Raw genomic sequence first — 20,327 nt, 5'->3', positions numbered from 1 at the left:
AACTTTTTAGCTTGCTGTCTCTGCAACAGTAAAGCTAAAACGGTCTGCAATATCTTCAGATATATCATCTAACGTATCTGTTGTTACATCCCAAAATCCGTTACCTTCTAATAATTCTGATACAAAAGCATCAACCTCAGTTTTTGATAAATATGGAATATCAATTCCTGGCTGACGTGTAAATTGTAAACTATAAACAAAACCTAAACCTTCTGATAAATCATGGAATGACGATGCATAATCAGATCCTAATCCACTTTTTCCAGCTTGTAAATAATGAACAGCTCTAACACCAATAACTATAGATAATTTTTCTTTTATAATATCAGCTTGCTGATCTCTAACCGTATAATTTTTAGCAACGATTGCTGCTCTTCCTAATTTAAAGGCGTCATAGATATCTTGAGCAATACCAGCAAAATCTTCATCGCCTTCTACACGAGATAAGTATTTATTTAAAAAACTATCTGCTCCTAATTGTGGAGCCAAAACATCGTCAGTACCATATAAATAACCAAAAGCTTCGTCCCATTTATGCTCCATTGATGTGTAATTACTAGAGCCATCTAAAACATCGTTGTCATTGTCTTCTACATTATTGCCAGCATCTAAAACCGCAGGACTTAAATAATTATTAAGGATTTGATCCGTCATTAAACCACCAATTAATCCTTTTGCAACAACTTGGTTGTACTCTACTCCTTTTGCATTTACATAACGTGTAGAACCACCACCTGCTTCTTGAATTTTTCCGGCAGTACCAGAAACAGCATCAGTATTCCAATTAGGGAAAACTTCGGTTACTTGACTTTCTATCCAAGTATCAAATTGTGCTTTTATAGCTGTAGCATCTGTAGTATTTGCAGAGTAATAATCTGTAGATGCTGCAGTTTTACTTCTAATATTTTTAGTAGACTCATTTAAATCTGAAGTCGAAAAGTAATTACCAGTATTCGTAAACATACCATCTAATTCTGCTTCTGATTTACTAGTATCTGTAAGAGACGACACAAATTCTTCAGCCATTTCTATACGTGTCGTTTGACCATCGTAACTTACTGTTGTAGTTCCATTTCTTTCAAATTGATAGGTTGCTGGTTCTTCTACTTGTGGTCCTGAGGTCCCATTGTCATCATCACTAGAACAAGACGTAAACAATGCACCTACAGCAAATAAACTTAATGCAAATCTTTTAGTCATTTTTATTTGGTTTTTTTTGTTGAAATTAAAATTCATAGATTTAATTTTATGGACTTTTATCCTTTATTTAGATTTGATAAAAATAATATTATATTGAAGTCGCAAATTTAATATAGAAATATATTAAACCAAAAGCTTATTTAGAATAAATTAAAATAATAATGACTTTTACAGAATTCGTAAAATTTTATCGATTTAATTAAGAATTAAATTATAATCTATATCATCAACATTTAAAAACTCAATAGAGTTGTTCTCTTTATACATTTTATAATTTAAGAGTGTTCTTATTTCCGTTAACTCTTGCCTACTAAACATAATAACCAAATTTTCTTGCGTAGATGGTAATGGTATTTTTCTTCTCACAGAACAACTATTATACTTTTGTTCCCAATATTCAGGATCTATGTTATTCATGTAATGTTTAAGACGTTCTAATTCATCTTCGTTTATAGCAAAAAACAAATTATTAAATGCTAGATGATAGAGTTTACAGTCTTTGCAAAACAATAACTCTCCACCATTTACTTTAGAAAGTACTTTTATATTTTGGCACATAATTATTAATTTTAGTAACAATCCATTCGCAACTGATCGTTATTTTCAAACGTGCTTAATGGTTTGTTTAATTCATTGGTAGTAATCTCATTTAACATCTCTAAAACACCATTCTGCATGGCAACAGAACCACAAATCATTATTATTCCATCTACTATTAGATGTCTAGCAATAAGTGTTTTATTTTGATGTATTATATCTTGAACATAAACCTTTTCCTCTTGTTCTTGCGAATATGAAACATGAAGTTGTTTTAGATTATTTTCATTTAAATGATCTGCATATAAGTTTAAAGACGCTTTAGTTCGTCCGCCCCAAAATAGATGTATATTTTTCTGGTTTTGGTTTTCTTTAATCATGCCTAAGAATGGTGCAATACCTGTTCCGTTAGCAATGAGAATAACATCTTTTGCTACTTTTGGTAAATGAAAATTTGGGTTTGGTTCAATAGTGGCTGTAATTATATCTGACGGATTCAATTGGCTAAAAAAGGTTGAACACACACCTTTATCATGTTTTTTAATACTTAGCAAAATATCATTACCTACTTTAGCTATAGAATACTGTCTGGCGGCTTCATCTTTATTCGGTTGAAACGCTAATAAATCGCCTGACTGAAACTTAATTTTTTTAAGTGGTTTTAGTTCAATTAAAAACGTGTCATCAACATTTAATTCAGTGCGTTTTATAACTTCAAATTCTCTTGTATATTTTGTACTTAGTTTTTCAACGGGTTGTTGAATTTTTAGATGACAATTATTGATTGAATTCCATTGTGAAACCCAATTTTTAAAAGCTTGAAATGACTGATTATTAATTTTGAAAAGCTCCTGTTTTCTATTGAGATTTATATGTTTATTTAATAAGTCATCTATCGCTTCAGCATATTTGCAATAATCTGGATATAACATAGAACCAAAGCCCACAACAGCGTAATCAATTTCCTTATTTTGATTTGTGCTTTCTAATAATTTTTCAAATTTATTCGCATTAATTGGTGCTTCGCCTTCGCCATAAGTCGATGTAAGGATTATTAATTGCTTGGCTTTATTAAACGTTGTACAATTATTTAAATCTGTAATAAAAACTTGTTTACCTTCAGCTAACAACGCTTTATAAAAGAGGTTTGCGAATTTGAAGGTGCTTCCTGTTTCAGAACCTACTAGAATAATATGTTCAGCTTCGTCTTTAGTGTATTTGTTTTTAATTTTCTCAGCCGATTTACGACGCTTTAAAGTCATGGCAAAACCAGAATAAATAAAGACTAGCAACGCCAAACTTACCAACGCTAAAACTATAGACCACAAAACACTTCCTTGACCTGTGTGGAAAAACAAACTCCAATCTGATAATAGCTTCACTAAAGGATAAACTTGCTCACTAACAACATCTCCATTAAATTGATTAACCAATAATTCCTTATCCTTTAATTTTATGAAGAAATAATCTTCAACATCATCTGAAAATGGGAATTCTACGTTTTTAACTTCTGAAATTTTTAAAGAGTTGAAAAGCTCAAAATCTGAAACAGAAATTCGCTCAATCGCTCCCAATTCAGCTTCAGGATATGTGTGAGAAATTTTTGTTTCGGGTAACAATGAAAATTTTTCTAAGGACAAATAAACACCTGTAAACGCAACAATAATTACTGGTACTAAAAACCAACGTCCTAAAACAACGTGATAATATTGCTCAAAATTTTCATTTATAATCTTTGAAAAAAAACGTGTTACTCCGCCTTGCCTTTTGGCTAATAACACTAATCCTGTTATGGCCATTAGAATTAAAAAGAAAGACACTAAACCTACAATAAAACGACCAGTTGATTTTAAAAATAAAGAACGATGTAGATTGGTTGTGAATTTAAAAATAGGCGCTTTCTCAATCAGCTGACCAAGCTTTTCTCCAGTTTCTGGATTGACGTAAAATGTTTCGCTATTACCTTCTTTTGTAATTACAGAAGCCACAACAAAATCATTCTCATCGGTTGCGATGGTAATAATTTCGTCATAGCGTTCTGATAGACTATTAATAGTAGTACTTAAAGATATATTGCTATTAATCTTATAAGGTTGTAACTGATTAGATATTGGCTCAAAAGCCAAAATTGTACCAGTTACTGATGCTAAAACAATAAAAAGCGAAGACACCAAAGCCAACATAAGATGACTAAATCTCCAGATAGAAATGGTCATTTTACACTAGTTTATTGTGGCATCATACGTATGTAGCGTATAAATCCTATACCTTCTACTTTACTTTTTACGTTTGCAGATGTTAATTCTAACTCTACATCGCTTTCGTAATATTCTTGATCTTCTACTGCAGTTTCAAATCTTAATTTGTACCCTTTATCTAGTTTATCATCATCAATTTCTATAACGCTAATGGCGCGTTCTCCTCCACTAATTGTAGCTCCTGTAATGGCATCAATATTTGGTCTACGTTTGCCGTAAAACTGCCACCAAGATTCTACAGTATTATACCACTCATCATCATCACCTTTTACATTTAAGGTTTCCACATATTCGCCTTCCGCATTTAGCAATGAAATAACGATGTATGCGCCTTCTCCATTGTAATTAGTCATTTGAATCATGCATTTGTATTTGCTAGATGCTGCGAAATTTGTAAATGACACTAATCCTAAAACAAGAATTGACAATAAGGTTATTAATTTTATGTTTTTCATATTCAATATTGTATTACTTTAAAAATTTAATTGAAATCTTTTTCTCCGTAAGTAATTCGTTCTCTTTTGCTAAATCGTAAGCAGATTCTTCGAAATCTGTAACCACTTTTTTATCTGCTCCTTGTTCTATTAAAAATTTAAGAATTTTATCATCTTTAGCTTTTAATGCCGCCAAATGCAATGCTGTATTGCCTTCCTTATTTTTAGCATTGATATCTTGCTTCATTTCCGTTGCCAACTTTAATAACTCTAAACTATTTTTTTCAACAGCTAGATGATACCAAGTGTTTCCAGATTCTTGCACTTTAGACAAATTGACATTTCTACTTTTCAATAAGGCCAGTTTTTTAGAAAATTGCTCTTTATTTCTGCTCGAATAAGAATTGATTAAGTAATAGGTTAGATCATTTCCTTTTTCATCAATTATTGTGGCATCAGCATCATTATTAAGTAAAAATTCGACAACATCAGCAACATTGCTACCAACAGCTAACGTTAAAGCAGATTGGCCTTTTTTGTTTTTTGAATCGACCAATTTTAACTTTTGAGATAACAACTTTACAATAGCTAAATTATTTCTTGAAGCCGCATTCATAAAAGCAGAATTACCTTTATTGTCTGTAGCGAAAACATCAATTCCTTTTTCCAATAAATGGTTGATTACTGTCTCATCTTTACTTCTTGCTGCTAAAACGTGCAATGGGTTTACACCTTCGTTATTGGTAACATTAGGATTTAAACCAACACTTTCAAGATATTTATAAACCTCAATACCATTAGAATTTCCACGTGTGCCAGTCGCTGCAAATAAAAAGGCTTGGTCTGTGCCTTTAAGTCCTTTCTCTAGAAGTGAATTCATTAATTCTATATTGCCAGCCTTCGCAACATAATTAAAGATGCCGTTACCATCGTTATCTAAACTTTTAATGCTTAATCCTTTAGACTGAAAATAGCTTGTTAATTTAAAATCTGTATCGGTCGGTGCACCTAATAACAAGGCATTAGCTCCATTAGGGTTTGTCTTTTTTATGAGATCCACATTCTTTTCTAAAATGAGATCATAGACTTTAGTATTTGCTTGTCCCGCTCCTGCCGCAAAATTGATAATTGTATTGCCTTTATCATCTGTAAGATCAGTTTTGGTACCATTTTCTAATAAGTACGCTACAATTTCTGTATTACCTTTATAAGCCGCCCAAAAGATGTAAGTTCTACCATCGTGGGTTAGTTTATTAACATCATTTCCTTTTTGTGTCATTAAATAAACAATAGACTTAAAAGGTGCATTTTGTAAAATGGCATATACAACGCCATCAAAATTATTACTATTTGCTTCAGATGGATTATTACCATCCTTAATTCTTTCTTCTATGGTTTCAACACTTGGTTTAGAATCCCAAAATTCTCTGTTTAAAAAAACATTGCTTTGAGAAAAAGCCTGAAAACTTAGGGCTAATACTAAAAATGCTAAATAGGTTTTTAATTGCTTCATATTATTTTTTTACAAACGATTCTATAGTGGTTTCAATTTCTTTTTGCTCAACAACCTCGTCATTAAACAAATGCTTATATAATGGTTTATTGTCTACTTTGGTTTCTAATTCCAAATCTTTATTTCTTGCGTACACTTCATCCCATTTACTTCTAACCAAAGCCCATTTTTCTTGATGCTCTTTCCACCAATCTTGTGCTGCCTGGCATTTACTATCATCTACTTTCTCATAGGTATTATACCCTTTTTCTTTGGCTAAAATAATATCTTCTTTACTATCTTCTCTTATTATTTTAGCATTATCTTGGTCATGTAACCAACCATATTTAGTGATTTCTTGACGATTACCTCTCAATGTAACATTATAATCGCTACGTTTTGTATACTCTCTTCTTGGCAAAGGTGCTGTAGTTTCGTTTTCCCAATAGCTTTTGCCATCAACGTGCACCCAAGTTGAAGACCCTTCGTAACGCGGACTATCATCTACTTGATATACTTTTTGAGTCCACTGGCCTTTTACCTCTTCTTTAGATTTGTTTTCAAAAACCCATTCGTTATCGCCATTGTACATGTAAAATTCTTTGTTTTCAAACAACCAATCTTGTCTCCAGTGCTTTATGATCATTGGACTATCTGGTCTACCAACTTGTAATAAATGTTGGATAGAAATTTTATCGTCCTCATCAGTTACCAATTGGGCCCACTCTAATCCTTTATCTACTTTAGTTTTAGATGGTCTATATAATGAATCTTCGCTATAAGAAAATGTCTCAGCAAAATTAAAGGTTACTTCATAGCAACCACACATGTCTTTAATGGCTTCTTGATCTTGTGTTTTCTTTTTTTGCGCGTTAAGGCTAAATGCAAATGCTAATACAAAGGTTAAAACGACTACTCTCTTCATTTTTAAATAATTTATTAATGTGTTTTAAAAAAATTGAAAATATCTTATTCTTATTTGGAATGAATTAAAATAAGATTATATATTTGCGACAAATTTAAATAGAATGAGTCTAAATAAAAATAAAACATCAATTTATTTTTTACTTTTTTTCTTTTCGTACACTTTCGCTCAAGAAAGAACGACTATTGTTGATAGTACTAAAACAGAATCATTAGATGAAGTTGTTGTCACTGGCCAAATTAACCCTACTTCAATTAAAAAATCGGTACATAATGTTATTGTAATAAATAGAAAACAGATAGAACAAGTTGCTGCAAACAACTTAGCTGATCTATTAAATTTTAATCTTAACCTTAATATTATTCCTAACGCACAGACAGGACGTTCTACGATTTCGTTTTTTGGATTAGACTCACAATACTTCAATATTTTAATTGATAATATACCAATGGTTAGCGATAATGGGTTTGGTAACAATATCGATTTAACTCAGATAAATCTCGATAATATAGAACGTATCGAGATCGTTGAAGGTGCAATGGGCGTTGAATATGGTGCCAATGCTGTTTCTGGCGTAATTAACATTATCACTAAAAAATCTATTGATGATACATGGCATATAAATGCATATTTACAAGAAGAAACCGTTAGCGATGAATATGCTTGGTTTGACAAAGGTAGACATATACAATCCTTAAGTATTGCTCACAATATAAATGAAAAATGGATGGCAAAAATTGGCGCCAACCGAAATGACTTCGCCGGATTTTTAAATAATAGAGAAGGCGAAAGTTATTATGAAAATGACGGTCTTAGAGGTTATGAATGGTTGCCAAAAGAACAATTAACTACTAATGCCTTAATAAATTATAAAGGCAATAATTTTAAGCTTGTTTATAAGTTTGAATACTTCAACGAGATCATTAATTTTTACGATTCTTCAGTTAGAGCAAATATTGATACTGAAAACCAAACAAGCAATCCTTCAGCAACAGATAAAATATTTACCACCAATCGGTTTGTAAACAATATTAATATCGATGGTAAACTCAACTCTGGTGCTAACTATAATGCCTCAATATCTTATCAGCAACAAGAGCGCGATTTAAATGAATTTAACTACTATATATTAAGTAGAGAACGTAGTAGCGAAACAGAAGAAACATACCAATCTAGTAAGGTTTTATTCTCAAAAGGAACCATAGGTAATTTAATAAAAAGCGATACATATAATTTTCAATTAGGCTATGAAGCACGTTACATGGAAGGTTTTGATACACAAGCTTCGGGAAGTATCACACAACAAGATAAAACGAATACTCAAACTAATTTAGCATTCTTTACGACGTCTGAATTTAACTTATCTAAAAACTTCTCGCTAAGTCCTGGCTTTAGATATGAATATAATACGCATTTTGATTCTAAGTTCTTAGGCTCATTAAGTGCAAGATATTTAATGAACAAAGGTTTTGAGCTTCGTGGAAATATTGGGACATCTTATAGAGTTCCTAATTTTGAAGAACTCTACTACTATTTTGTAGATTCTAACCATGATGTACAAGGCAATGAAAACCTAAAACCCGAAAATGGTTATTCTGCCTTTTTAAATTTAAAGAAAAGAAGTTGGTTTAATAATATCTCACTTGTCAATAATTTAAAAGTAAGCTACCTAGACGTTTCCGATAAAATTGACCTTGCTGTTGTAAATACCACACCATTACAATACCAATATATAAATATCGACAACTATAAATTGATTGGTTTTACGTTTGAAAACACATTGAAAATGGAAGACTTCTCTTTCAATTTAGGTGCAACACTTCAAGGTATTTCTAGAATAAATAATAGCGAAGAAAATAGTAATGATGAATTTCTATACAATCTTCAGCTAAATACTAGTGCATCATACTATGTACAGCCTTGGAAAACAGCCTTCACACTTCTTTTAAAATACAATGGAGAACAAGAACAATATTATGCTTCTGGCACAGACACAGATGGTAACTCTACATTTACTTTGACAAAAACTGAAGCCTATAGTTGGGTAGATGCCTCTGTAAAAAAATCGTTTATAGATCATAAACTAGATGTTACAATTGGTGCACGTAACCTATTTGATGTTACCAATGTTAATGTAAGTAATTCTTCTACAGGAGGTACACACAGCGCATCTAACAACGCTCTTTTATTGGGCTATGGACGTTCATTTTATCTAAAACTATTATATAATTTAAATTTTTAAACACTAACAAATATGAAAAATACATTTTTAAAACTAGCGCTATGCTTTGGTATTATTGCTTTTAATAGCTGTAGTAGCGATGACGATACATCAGGTCCAATAAGTATAGTTATTGAAGGTGCAACTGTTACTCCAGATGTTGGAGGTTCTAATGAAGAAAACCAAGTTTATATTGATTTAAGTACTGATACATCAACTGCTGTTCAGAGAGATTCTTGGGATTTAGGTTTTTACTCTGGATCAGATTTTAGAGTTGCAATTAACGGTTCTATTTATATGGCGACTGCAGAACTATCATCTACAGATATCGATGCTATAAATTCTTCAACTGCAGAAGTACAAGAATTACAACCACAAGTTGCAATCGGGACTTTTGATGCTGATAATATGGAATTTATTGATGCACCATTTGGTCAAATTACAGAAACTGCAATTGAAGCGATTTCTTCTACTGAAGCCGAAAATCCAGTTTATTTAGTGAATTTAGGTTATGAAGTTGCAACAGAAGAAGCAACTACAGGAAGTGTTGCCGTTGCAGGTGATGCTCGAGGATGGAAAAAAATTAGAGTTCTACGAAATGGTAATGATTACGTGCTTCAATATGCAGACCTTGATGATACTACACACCAAGAAGTTACACTTTCAAAAAATAGTGTATACAATTTCACATTCTTTAGTTTTAATACAGAGACAGTAGTAAGTGTTGAACCAGAGAAATCAGATTGGGACTTAAACTTTACTGTATTTACAAATGAAATTGAAAATTATGGCTCTTATGGTTATTCAGATTTTGTTGTAACTAACACAAAAGGAGGTGCGGTTTCATATAAAATTGATACAGAAACAGAATCTTATAATTATGAAGATTTTAGTTTAGCTGATGCTTTATCTATTGCTTTTGACAACGACCAAAGAAACATTGGCAGTTCTTGGAGAGTTGGTGGCGGACCAAGTAGTTCACCTGCCATTATAGATACCGTTTTCTACATTGTAAATGATACAGCAGGCAACTATTATAAAATACAATTCTTAGCCATGTATAGTGAAGATGGTGAACGTGGTCATCCAAAATTTGTATACAGCTTATTACAATAAAAACACAACTAAAAAAGAGTAGTTCGCTACTCTTTTTTAACCCATTAATTCAAACTTTAGAATCACTTTAAATAACAAACCAATGAAAACAACTTTACAATTTTTAGCTTTAATATTAATAAGCACTGCAGCATTCGCTCAAGAGACAGTAGTCAACTTATCCATGCAACCAACTTACGCTGACCAAGTGTATTATAAATTAAGTACAGAAACAGCAACCGCTTTTCCAAGAGACTCATGGGATATTGCATTTTTAAGAACTAGTGCTTATAGTTTTGGAATGCGTGTTAACAGTGGTATTGGTATTGAAGTTTTTGAAGCGGCAAACACAGCTACTGATTACTCTACAATAGATGTTGCCAATGAAGCTAACTGGACACCACTTTATAATAGTGAAACGACTTGGAGCGATGGTGCTTTTGAAAAAGGATCTGCAACATATGGATTTGGTGAATACAATCCTATAACGCATGGTGTGGAAGGAACCATTGTATTTGTTTTAAAATATGCAGATGGAACTTACAGAAAGTTTATCAACGAAGATTATGCTGCAGGTTATACTTTTAAATATGCAACTTGGGATGCTAATACATCGACATGGAGTGCAGATCAAACTGTAAATATACCAAATACGAACAATCCAGATAATCAATTTAACTACTACTCTTTACAAAATGATGCTGAAGTTGTAGCTGAACCAGCTATTAGCGATTGGGATTTTGTTTTTACTAAGTATGCAACAGATTATTATGGAGATGGTAGTTTATATTATCCTGTAACAGGAGCCTTACATAGTGATGAGGTTTCTATTGCACAAAATGATGAAGACTCTGGTATGCCATCTAACCCAACGTTGACTTATTCTGATGACATCAATACAATTGGCTCTGATTGGAAAACTTTAAATGCTTCTTATACATACGATGTTAACTCTAACCAAGCTTATTATTTAAAATACGCTGATGACACAGTTTATAGATTTTATTTTACAGCGTTTGGAGGAAGTAGTACTGGAGATATCACTTTAAATTTTGAAAACGTAACCAATGCATTAAGTATTGAGGATATTAATGATTCGGTTTCTTTTGGTATATACCCAAACCCTTCATCAGATAAGAAAGTGAATTTAATCTATGATGTTAATGCTTTATCTTCAAATAAAAATAACGTTTCAATTTTTTCTATGACAGGAAAAAAAGTATTTGAAACGAACTTAAATTCAAACTCAGGTTTTTACAACACAGCTCTAGATTTATCATCTTTAGTCAATGGTGTATACGTTTTACAATTCACATCAGGAAATCATAGTGTTTCAAGGAAGTTGATTTTAAATTAACAACCCTAACCCTTGTTAACACTGAAAGCCTTTGCAATTTATTTGTGAAGGCTTTCTCTTTAATGATATACGCTAAAAATCTTAGTCGCTTCATTATGCGAACTTTCAAAACACATCGCATTTAAGTTATGCGCTTTTTTCTGTGTGAAGTAAGACAACATTTTTTCAGTTGGCATATTACCTGTTAAGTCATCTTTTGCCATTGGACAACCGCCATAACCTTGTATAGCGCCATCAAATCTACGGCATCCTGCTTTGTAGGCTGCATCAATTTTTTCAAACCAAGAACTTGGTGTTGTATGCAAATGCGCTCCAAATTCTATATTAGAATATTGAGGAATTAAATTTGAAAACAAATAGTTAATATTCTCTGCATCAGAACTACCAATGGTATCACTCAATGACAGAATTTTTACACCCATGTTAGATAAACGTTCCGTCCACTCGCCTACGATATCTACATTCCATGGATCTCCATACGGGTTTCCAAATCCCATAGAAATATATACCACAACTTGTTTATTGTTTTTATCGGCTATTTCTAAAATTTCAGATAATGTAACCACTGATTGTGCAATCGTTTTGTGCGTGTTACGCATTTGAAAGTTCTCAGAAATGGAAAACGGAAAGCCTAAATAGTCAATTTCAGAATGTTTTGAAGCGTCTGTTGCTCCTCGAGTATTAGCAATAATAGCTAATAGTTTACTTTCGGTTTTACTTAAATCTAATTGTGCTAAAACCTCTGCCGTATCTACCATTTGCGGAATGGCTTTTGGAGATACAAAACTTCCAAAATCAATAGTATCAAAACCTACGCGTAATAGCGATTGAATGTATTGCACCTTCTTTTCTGTAGGTATAAAATCCCTAATGCCTTGCATAGCATCTCTTGGACATTCTATTATTTTAACAGCTTTATTCATCGTTTCAAATATACGGTTAAGTATAATAGTTTAAAAGCAAATTTTTGAATTGAAAAGTGCAGCTCCTAAAAACCCAAACCAGATAGCAAAACCTAAAACTCCACCTATTAATCCAGAAATAATAAAGGTAAATCTAAATTTCGTTGGAATAGTCTTAAAAATCACGTAACACGAGATTACAAGCCCTATTATTAAAGTTATTACTGGTATTAGCCATTCATTATATCCAAAATATCTCGAAATTCTAAATTCATCACCATGAAAATTCAACTTATCATAAAGTAATGAACTGTAAGAAGCACTTACAAAATTAAACACCTCACGTAAAGCAAATAATGCAGTAAAAACGGCAAGCCAATCAATTAATTGAAAAGCTTTTATCCCTTTTTTTCGTCTCACAAATAAAATGAGCAATCCTATACAACTTGTTATAAGTGTTTGCGCTGGTCCACCAATAGTTATCCAAATAGTATGATCTTCTTTTATTGGAGGGTATTTTTCTTCTAATATTTGGCTTAATTCTTCAACTTTAAACTTTACATCATCTGGCCAATTATCGTAATTATTATAATCATACTTATCTACAAACCGATTAATCTCTTTTAAATTTTCATCTTCCAAGTACCCATTTCTATAATAATTCATACTACCATAGTCTAATGTAGTATCGTAACCAAAATATTTTGCTACTGCGATGTGTCCAAATTCATGAGTGAGTGTTCCAATTATTGTAAAAAGAATAAAAGCGGTAATTATAATAAATGAAAATTTGGGTAGAAAATTAAATTTCAGCATTCTACTAAGTTAAAATAAAAATCGCAATTCCAATAAATACAACTATCTGCAGCCACTTTAAGACTAATCCAGAATTATTATGATTCATCGTATAACTTTTAATTTGACCTGCTAACAAAGCAATTGAGGAAAATACTAAAAACGAAACCAGCATAAAAATGCCTCCCAAAATGTAAAACTGAATAATATGACTTAACGATTCACTAAATAGAAACCCAGGAAAGAATGCTAAAAAGAAAATAGTAACTTTTGGATTTAGAACATTCATAAAAAAACCCTGAACAAACAAACCTCTTAAACTTTTTTTAGATGCTACGTTAGATTCTAAATTTAACTGACTATCAGATTTAAAAACTTTAAAAGCGAGATATAAAAGATAAATAGCACCTAATAATTTAATGCTAAAAAACAAATTCTCATTTGCCGCTATTATTGCCGAAACACCAAATGCCAATAACGTGGTATGAATTAAGCAACCTGTAATTAAGCCACATACTGTAGCCATTCCGTAAGATTTACCATTACTTATACTTTGTACCAAAACATAGATATTGTCTGGTCCTGGCGAAATTGCCAACGCTATTGTTGCTAGTGCAAATGATATTAAGATGTCGTAATTCAAACGAAAAAATGAGTCAATTAAGGCACAATATAACATATAATCAATTAGTGCCTTTTAACAAGAATATCTTTTTCAATTCTAATTTAACAGGGCCTTGTTTATTTTTTTAATAAGACTAGGTCCTTCATAAATAAAACCTGTATACACTTGTACCAGCGTAGCACCAGCTTCAAATTTCTCTAAAGCATCAGCTGCAGAATGAATACCTCCTACTCCTATAATAGGAAATGCTTTGTTACTCTTATCCGATAAATATTTAATAACTTTTGTAGATTTTGCCTTTATTGGTTGTCCGCTTAAACCTCCATTTCCTATGTCTTCAAGTCTTGTATCTGTTGTTTTCAAACCTGTTCTGTCAATAGAGGTGTTACTTGCAATGACACCATCGAGATTTGTTTCGGCAATAATTTCTATAATTTCATCTAGTTGTACGTTGTTTAAATCTGGTGCAATTTTTAATACTATTGGTTTTTGTTTTGCGAAGTTTGAATTCGCATTTTGTACAGAAGAAATGAGTTCTAATAAGTAATCTTTATCATTCAGTTTTGCATGGCTTCCAACATTTGGACAACTTACATTAAGCACAAAATAATCTACATATGGATGTAATGCATTAAAACATTCTAGATAATCTTTAGTGTAATCTTCTGGACGTGTTTGTGTATTTTTACCAATATTCCCACCAATAATTACTTTCCCTTTGTTCTTTTTAAGTTGAGAAATTGCCGCTTCTAATCCTTCATTATTAAAACCCATTCGGTTAATAATGCCTTTATCTTCTTTAAGTCTAAAAAGACGTTGCTTAGGATTTCCTTCTTGGGCTTTAGGTGTTACGGTTCCTATTTCAATAAAACCAAAACCAAAATTAGCTAATTCATTATATAACACGGCATTCTTATCGAAACCTGCTGCTAATCCTACTGGGTTTTTAAATTTTAATCCAAAAACTTCTCGTTCTAATCGTTTGTCTTCAACGACATACATGGCTTTAAACAAGCTTTTAATTCCGGGTAACTTAGATAAATTCCGAATTAATGAAAATGTAAAATAATGGATTTTTTCAGGATCAAAACGGAATAAAATAGGTCTAATTAATGCTTTGTACATAGCTCGGATTTTGCAATGCAAAAATACACATCTCTTCCGTATTACCGAAGTATTAATTTTATCATAAACTGTCCATTATCATTATTTGTACTTTCTTATTTGATTAACTTTGACCAACGAATCAAAATAAAATAATCATGAAAAAAATTATAGTCCCAGTAGATTTCTCTGAGTATTCTGAGTATGCTCTAGAAACAGCAGCTTCATTAGCAAAACAACATCAATCAGAATTGATTGTAATGCATATGTTAGAAATGTCTGAGTCAATTATATCTGCAAGTAGCGATAAACGTGGCGAAGAAAATGCATTTATGCTTATGGTTGCTAACAAAAAATTTGAAGAGTTTTTAGATAAACCCTATTTAGAAGATGTAAATGTTACACCTTTAGTAAAATACCATAAAGTTTTAAAAGAAGTTGCTGAAGTTGCCTCTGAAGAGCGTGCAGATCTTATTATAATGGGTTCTCGAGGTCATAGTGATCACGATGGTATTTTTACAGGTTCTAACACTGAGAAAGTTGTTCGCTATAGCGAAACTCCTGTTTTAGTTGTAAAATCTCAATTAAAAACAGTAGACTTTAATCATATTGTATTAGGATGTGATTTCTCTGAAAACAGTATTGCTGCTGCTAAACATGCTATAGAATTATTAGGAAAATTAGGAAAGAAAACTACATTACTGTATATTAATGCACCTACTTTAGGATTTTTAAGTTCTGATGAAGTAGATGATAAGATTGCTAACTTTTTAGAATTAGCAAAATTAAATGCCAATGAGGTAAACATTGGTATTATATCTGATCACAACGTAGAAGACGGTGTTTTAAGTTTTGCAAGAAGAGAGCAAGCCGATGCAGTTTCAATGATTACTCACGGAAGAAAAGGTTTAAGCCATTTCTTTGGTGGAAGTATTTCTGAGGATGTTGTTAATCATAGTAAATTACCAGTAATTACATTTAAACTTTAATAAAATTAAAATATGCAGCATATTATAGATCGCTTTATTAGTTACATTACAATAGATACAGAGTCTGATCCTAATTCTGAAACAACACCAAGTACAGAAAAACAATGGGATTTGGCTAATAAATTAGTTGCAGAACTAAAAGCTATTGGTCTAAGTGATGTCACTATAGACGATAATGCTTACATTATGGCTACTTTGCCTAGTAATGTAGACCATGAGGTACCTACAATAGGTTTTATTTCACATTTTGATACGTCTCCAGATTTTACAGGTGCAAATATTAAGCCTCAAATTGTTGAAAATTATGACGGTAAAGACATCATTCTTAATGCTGAACAAGACATCGTTTTATCTCCAGATTATTTTGAAGATCTATTGATGTACAAAGGTCAGACGTTGATTACAACAGATGGCACTACCCTTTTGGGCGCAGATGACAAAGCCGGAATTACCGAAATTGTAACTGCGATGGAATACCTTATTAATCATCCTGAAATTAAACACGGAACGATTAAAGTTGGTTTTACTCCAGATGAAGAAATAGGACGAGGCGCTCATAAATTTGATGTTGAAAAATTTGGTGCTGAATGGGCTTATACTATGGATGGTAGCCAAGTTGGTGAGTTAGAATATGAAAATTTTAATGCCGCAGGTGCAAAAATCACTGTAAAAGGAAAGATTGTACATCCTGGTTATGCAAAAGGCAAAATGATAAACTCTATGTATTATGCCACTGAGTTTATTAATATTTTACCACGACTAGAAACTCCTGAACATACTGAAGGTTATGAAGGTTTTTTCCATTTACATAATATGGAAGGGGAAGTTGAAGAAACAATACTTCAATATATAATTCGTGATCATGATAAGGATAAATTTGAAGCAAGAAAAGCTTTAATGGTTAAGATTGTTGAAGACTTAAACACTAAATATGAAAGTGAAGTTTTTAAAATAGAAGTAAAAGATCAATACTTCAACATGAAAGAAAAAGTAGAACCTGTAATGCATATAGTAGATATTGCGGAAGAAGCCATGAAAGCGGTTGGTGTTACACCATTAATAAAAGCTATTAGAGGTGGAACGGATGGTTCTCAGCTTTCTTATATGGGTTTACCTTGTCCTAATATTTTTGCAGGAGGCCATAATTTTCATGGTCGTTATGAGTATGTACCAGTAGAAAGTATTCAAAAAGCAGTAGAAGTTATCGTGAAAATTACAGAACTAACAGCTGTGAAAAAGTAACTACAGCATAAGTATATATTCTTAATAAGCAGTGAATTAAAAATAGTTTTAGTTTGCTGCTTATTTTTTTGTGCTTAATTTTAAAAATAATATTTCATTCTTCTAAAAATTAATACATGAGTACCACAACACCAGCTCACGACGCTCGCGTTGCCAAATTAACATTTGCAGGCGTTTATCCTCATTATGTCACTAAAATTGAAAAAAAAGGGAGAACTGTTGCAGAATTGCATCAAGTAATCGAATGGTTAACAGGTTATGATGAAGCACATCTAACAAAACTTATAAATACCAAAGTAACGTTTAAAACTTTTTTTGAAAACGCAAAACTTAATCCTAATGCACACCTTATCAAAGGCGTAATTTGCGGCTATAGAATAGAAGATATTGAAACTCAATTAACGCGTGAGGCAAGATACTTAGATAAACTTGTAGAAGAATTAGCTAGAGGTAGAAAAATGGAAAAGATTTTACGCAGTTAATTCATGTAAACTTACACGGTAGCACTTAACAAATCTGGTAGGTATTTTAAACTGATAATAATTTTAACATTATGATAATTAGCTCATCAAAACTTAATAAAGCATTATTTAGCTTACTTATTTTATTGAGTATAGGTTTGTATAGTCAAAATCAAAACTTGTCTAGTGGAACTGTTTTTGATGGCGAACCTTACCTATCTATTGATCCATCAGATACTCAACATATCGTTGTAGCTTGGATGGGTTGGGTAAATTTATCTAACCAATTTAAAATAAAAACAAAGACTAGTTTCGATGGTGGAGAAACTTGGAGCGCTGTTTCAGAATTACCTCATACCATTAGCGGTTATACATCTGCAGATCCATCTATAGATTTTGACCATAATGGCGATGTCTATCTTTGTTATATTGATTTTACCGGAACAGAAGCGCCTGTAACTGGTGGTGTTTATATCTGTAAATCAACAGATGGTGGCTTAACTTGGAATGCACCTTTAGAAGTTATAAATAGTAACTACGATGGTACAAAATGGCCAATTGATAGGCCTTGGATGGTTATTGATAAATCATCAAGTGTAAATCAAGGACATATTTATGTTACTAGCATGAATTTGAATAGAGATAACCCAAGTTATAATCCTTATTTATCTGTTTCCAATGACTCTGGCAATAGTTTTACAACTACCTATATCGATTCAGCTAATTGGTTAGCTGGCAGTATCAATCCTTTACCTTTATGTTCACCCACTATTAGTTCTACAGGTACTTTTTATGGTGCATATCCATCTTATGTTTTATCACAAAGTGCCTATGCACAAGTGTTTTTAGCTTCATCGATTGATGCTGGTACAAATTTTTCATATAATACTGTTATAACGCATAGCACACCAACCAATAATGCTAGCTTTACTTATGCGAAAAAGGCTAGTCTTTTACTTTGTAATCCATCAAATGAAAATCATCTGGTTTACATATATCTCAGTGCAGAAAATGGCGATTTAGATGTATTTATGATAGAAACTACCGATGCTGGTAGCACTTGGTCTACTCCTACGAGAATAAATGACGATCCTATTGGTAATGACCGAATGCAAGATTTAGTTTGGGCAGATTTTGACTCTGATGGCGATATAATAATCAGTTGGAGAGATCGAAGAAACGGAACTGATGGCACTTTTCAAAACCCAACAGAAATTTGGGCTGCTTATAGAAGTAGCACGGCAACAGAATTCTCTTCTAATTTTCAAATCACAAATCAATCTGCAATACATAATACAGATTTAGAATATGCCGGAAATGATTTTATGTCTATTAAAACCCAAAATGATATTTTATATGCAACTTGGGGAGATACCAGAGATGGCGAACTAAATATTTGGTTTCAACGTATGGCAACAGATGGTACACTATTATCTGTAAGTCAAATTTCTTCAGAAGATGTGCCAGATATTTTTGTTTACCCTAATCCTGCAACTTCTAAGATATTTGTTGAGAGTAATACCTTAAAAAAAGTAGTAATTTATGATTTAGCTGGTAAAGAAATTAATTCGATAAGGAATAACGACAATTCTAATACTGTAGTGATAAATATTGAGGATTATCCTGCGGGCAACTACATTGTTGAAGTCACAACATCTGAAACGACAGTAACCAAAAAAGTTGTTAAACATTAATTTCTAGTATTTTATAAAATGAAAAAAGTAAGCTCAGTAGAAGAATACATAGAAGTGAATTCGCAGTTCTCAGAAGAAATTAATATTCTTAGAAATATCATTATTAAAACACCATTAGAGGAAACCGTAAAATGGAGCATGCCAACCTACTGTTTAAACGGAAAGAACGTCTTAGGGATTGGAGCATTTAAACATCATTTTTGCATTTGGTTTCATCAAGGTGTGTTCTTAAATGATAAACATCAATTACTTTATAATGCCCAAGAAGAAAAAACGAAAGCAATGCGGCAAATGCGGTTTAATAAAAGAGAAGACATTAATGAGATGGCTGTTTTGGCTTATATTAAAGAAGCTATAGAAAACCAAAGAATGGGAAAAGAACTGAAACCACAACGCCAAATTAAACCCATTGTGCTTCCGGAAGAATTAAAAGTAACTTTTAATAAAGATCCTAGATTAGAAAGAGCATTCAAAGCTTTTTCGCTCTCGCATCAACGTGAATATTGTAACTATATAATTGAAGCTAAACGCGAGGCAACAAAGCTTAGACGTCTAGAGAAAATTATACCTATGATTGTTAATGGGTCTGGATTGAATGATAAGTATAAAAAGAGTTAGACTACAGAAATACGTTTTTATAAAAAAAAAGACTGTTCTAAACGAACAGTCTTTTTTATATATTATATGTTATGCGCTCTTACTTCTTAGAAGCTGGTGCATTTAATTTATTACTCATTTCCATAGAAATTGCAGAACGATCAAATTTAATCTTTCCTGCTAATGTTTCAATAACACAACTGTTATCTTTATCATTAAGCTCTACAACTTTTCCGTGCATCCCACTTTTTGTTATGACGCGATCGCCTCTTTTTAATTCAGCTGCGAACTTTTTTTCTTGTTTAGAACGTTTCATTTGTGGTGCTATCATAAAAAAATACATGACAGCAAAAATGCCTATGATTGGTAAAAATGATCCTAATGATTCCATTTAGTTAT

Annotated in this window: 19 protein-coding genes; 8 read left to right on the top strand and 11 right to left on the bottom strand. The window is 32.0% G+C overall.

What is annotated here, in order from left to right:
* Positions 1-6: 6 nt before the first annotated feature.
* The 6 genes from Q0891_RS10730 to Q0891_RS10705 all read right to left on the bottom strand — a co-directional run bounded on the left by Q0891_RS10730 (position 7) and on the right by Q0891_RS10705 (position 6,846).
* On the bottom strand, positions 7-1,200 hold the full coding sequence (locus Q0891_RS10730; RefSeq protein WP_299101507.1) for a DUF4856 domain-containing protein: 1,194 nt from the start codon (positions 1,198-1,200) through the stop codon (positions 7-9).
* Between the two features lie 195 nt (positions 1,201-1,395).
* Entirely contained in the window at positions 1,396-1,758 is a 363-nt protein-coding gene (locus Q0891_RS10725; protein ID WP_299101506.1) for a DUF6686 family protein, read from the bottom strand.
* Positions 1,759-1,769: 11 nt separating this feature from the next.
* Entirely contained in the window at positions 1,770-3,953 is a 2,184-nt protein-coding gene (locus tag Q0891_RS10720) for a PepSY domain-containing protein (RefSeq protein WP_299101505.1), read from the bottom strand.
* An 11-nt stretch (positions 3,954-3,964) separates the two neighbouring features.
* Entirely contained in the window at positions 3,965-4,450 is a 486-nt protein-coding gene (locus Q0891_RS10715) for a DUF2271 domain-containing protein (protein WP_299101503.1), read from the bottom strand.
* Between the two features lie 13 nt (positions 4,451-4,463).
* Complete coding sequence (locus Q0891_RS10710; RefSeq protein ID WP_299101502.1) at positions 4,464-5,942, bottom strand: ankyrin repeat domain-containing protein; 1,479 nt, start codon at positions 5,940-5,942, stop codon at positions 4,464-4,466.
* A gap of 1 nt (position 5,943) precedes the next feature.
* Complete coding sequence (locus Q0891_RS10705; protein ID WP_299101501.1) at positions 5,944-6,846, bottom strand: DUF6607 family protein; 903 nt, start codon at positions 6,844-6,846, stop codon at positions 5,944-5,946.
* Between the two features lie 103 nt (positions 6,847-6,949).
* On the opposite strand from Q0891_RS10705, the gene Q0891_RS10700 reads away from it, so the two are divergent.
* From Q0891_RS10700 to Q0891_RS10690, 3 genes are all read left to right on the top strand, one after another.
* Positions 6,950-9,088 carry a TonB-dependent siderophore receptor gene (locus Q0891_RS10700; protein ID WP_299101500.1) on the top strand — a complete coding sequence of 713 codons (2,139 nt, stop codon included), beginning with the start codon at positions 6,950-6,952 and terminating at the stop codon, positions 9,086-9,088.
* Between the two features lie 12 nt (positions 9,089-9,100).
* Positions 9,101-10,183: an HmuY family protein gene (locus Q0891_RS10695; protein WP_299101499.1), complete on the top strand. Its 1,083-nt coding sequence runs from the start codon at positions 9,101-9,103 to the stop codon at positions 10,181-10,183.
* Between the two features lie 82 nt (positions 10,184-10,265).
* The gene (locus tag Q0891_RS10690) at positions 10,266-11,519 is read left to right on the top strand and encodes a T9SS type A sorting domain-containing protein (RefSeq protein ID WP_299101498.1); all 1,254 of its coding nucleotides are present in this window, start codon (positions 10,266-10,268) and stop codon (positions 11,517-11,519) included.
* A 59-nt stretch (positions 11,520-11,578) separates the two neighbouring features.
* Here Q0891_RS10690 and Q0891_RS10685 read toward each other — a convergent pair whose 3' ends face one another.
* The 4 genes from Q0891_RS10685 to Q0891_RS10670 form a co-directional block, all read right to left on the bottom strand.
* Positions 11,579-12,442 carry a hydroxymethylglutaryl-CoA lyase gene (locus Q0891_RS10685; protein WP_299101497.1) on the bottom strand — a complete coding sequence of 288 codons (864 nt, stop codon included), beginning with the start codon at positions 12,440-12,442 and terminating at the stop codon, positions 11,579-11,581.
* 30 nt (positions 12,443-12,472) lie between these two features.
* A complete protein-coding gene (locus Q0891_RS10680; protein ID WP_299101496.1) occupies positions 12,473-13,237 on the bottom strand; it encodes a hypothetical protein in 765 nt (254 codons plus the stop codon).
* A gap of 4 nt (positions 13,238-13,241) precedes the next feature.
* Entirely contained in the window at positions 13,242-13,859 is a 618-nt protein-coding gene (locus Q0891_RS10675; RefSeq protein ID WP_299101495.1) for a LysE family translocator, read from the bottom strand.
* Positions 13,860-13,937: 78 nt separating this feature from the next.
* Positions 13,938-14,966, bottom strand: coding sequence for a quinone-dependent dihydroorotate dehydrogenase (locus Q0891_RS10670; protein WP_299101494.1), 1,029 nt, complete (start codon positions 14,964-14,966; stop codon positions 13,938-13,940).
* Positions 14,967-15,103: 137 nt separating this feature from the next.
* Between Q0891_RS10670 and Q0891_RS10665 the strand changes: the two genes are divergently transcribed.
* The 5 genes from Q0891_RS10665 (at position 15,104) to Q0891_RS10645 (ending at position 19,949) form a co-directional block, all read left to right on the top strand.
* Complete coding sequence (locus tag Q0891_RS10665) at positions 15,104-15,934, top strand: universal stress protein (protein ID WP_299101493.1); 831 nt, start codon at positions 15,104-15,106, stop codon at positions 15,932-15,934.
* 12 nt (positions 15,935-15,946) lie between these two features.
* Complete coding sequence (gene pepT / locus Q0891_RS10660) at positions 15,947-17,176, top strand: peptidase T (RefSeq protein WP_299101492.1); 1,230 nt, start codon at positions 15,947-15,949, stop codon at positions 17,174-17,176.
* A gap of 116 nt (positions 17,177-17,292) precedes the next feature.
* Complete coding sequence (locus Q0891_RS10655) at positions 17,293-17,658, top strand: DUF2200 domain-containing protein (protein WP_299101491.1); 366 nt, start codon at positions 17,293-17,295, stop codon at positions 17,656-17,658.
* Positions 17,659-17,729: 71 nt separating this feature from the next.
* Entirely contained in the window at positions 17,730-19,331 is a 1,602-nt protein-coding gene (locus tag Q0891_RS10650; RefSeq protein WP_299101490.1) for a T9SS type A sorting domain-containing protein, read from the top strand.
* Positions 19,332-19,349: 18 nt separating this feature from the next.
* Positions 19,350-19,949 carry a DUF1801 domain-containing protein gene (locus Q0891_RS10645; RefSeq protein WP_299101489.1) on the top strand — a complete coding sequence of 200 codons (600 nt, stop codon included), beginning with the start codon at positions 19,350-19,352 and terminating at the stop codon, positions 19,947-19,949.
* Between the two features lie 79 nt (positions 19,950-20,028).
* On the opposite strand, the gene yajC is transcribed toward Q0891_RS10645, so the two are convergent.
* Complete coding sequence (gene yajC, locus Q0891_RS10640) at positions 20,029-20,319, bottom strand: preprotein translocase subunit YajC (protein WP_299101488.1); 291 nt, start codon at positions 20,317-20,319, stop codon at positions 20,029-20,031.
* Between the last annotated feature and the right edge of the window lie 8 nt (positions 20,320-20,327).

The sequence above is a fragment of the uncultured Winogradskyella sp. genome, from assembly GCF_947498005.1.
Taxonomy (GTDB): Bacteria; Bacteroidota; Bacteroidia; order Flavobacteriales; family Flavobacteriaceae; genus Winogradskyella.
This window is presented reverse-complemented; position numbering and strand designations above follow the sequence as displayed.